Origin of the sequence: Gilliamella sp. Pas-s27 (assembly GCF_009795865.1) — a bacterium.
Lineage (GTDB): Bacteria > Pseudomonadota > Gammaproteobacteria > Enterobacterales > Orbaceae > Gilliamella.
Window position 1 is genome coordinate 1 of sequence record NZ_WTEW01000088.1, and the last position, 820, is coordinate 820.

Consider the following 820-nt stretch of genomic DNA (forward strand, 5'->3'; position numbering starts at 1 on the left):
AAGTTGAATTACCCATGCCCTATTTACGGCACAGTTCTTTAACCGGAATACCCGCTTCAGCTTCTTTTAAAATAGCGACGATTTGGTGCTCTGTCATCTTTTTCATGTTTCAATCCTCTTTTACTTTTATCATAGAGAATTTTCTACTTTTTTGCTGTACTATTTTATGGGATAGTTACACATAGAGGCGACTTTTGTCCACTTTTTTGGCGAGGATCACTTAAAGCTGTAAGTATAAAAGAAACAAAGGATCAGAGTTTTTATACCCATTTAGGGGATCATGTTCCTAAAATATTATTTGAGAGACATTATTTTCACAAATTAACTAATGGTAAATATGATGATGATCCCGATATATCAAATAAATCTTCATTTACTAAATATGGTTCCTATGCAAAACAATATGAACGATTAATAAAAGCATATGCTTTATCACCTAGAGAAGCGCTAATGTCTGCTTCTTGGGGAAAATTTCAAGTTATGGGAGCGAATATGCATTCAGACAAATTAAGTATTGAAGATATCTATATAAAATTAGTCATTCAGAAAAAAATCATTTAATTACATTAAAAGGTTATTTATTGAAGAATAAAAATGCCTTGGAAGCATTAAAGTCAAAAAAATGGGATTCATTTGCTTTGTATTATAATGGAAGTGGCTATAAAAAGAATAATTATGATGTTCTTATAAAAGAAATCTATGAAAAGCTATAAACAAGTAAAATATTGGAATTATAAATGAAGAAAATAATTATATTCAGTGTACTATTAGCAAATTTTGCATTTGCTAATACAACAAAATGTGATGAAGACTCATTTGA

General features: G+C 29.1%; 2 protein-coding genes. Both read left to right on the plus strand.

Annotation, left to right across the window (positions count from 1 at the left end):
- Positions 1-171 precede the first annotated feature (171 nt).
- On the plus strand, positions 172-561 hold the full coding sequence (locus GQ589_RS12625; protein ID WP_370519446.1) for an N-acetylmuramidase domain-containing protein: 390 nt from the start codon (positions 172-174) through the stop codon (positions 559-561).
- On the plus strand, positions 534-713 hold the full coding sequence (locus tag GQ589_RS12630; RefSeq protein ID WP_160426445.1) for an N-acetylmuramidase domain-containing protein: 180 nt from the start codon (positions 534-536) through the stop codon (positions 711-713). Before GQ589_RS12625 ends, GQ589_RS12630 begins: the two co-directional genes overlap by 28 nt.
- Positions 714-820: the final 107 nt, after the last annotated feature.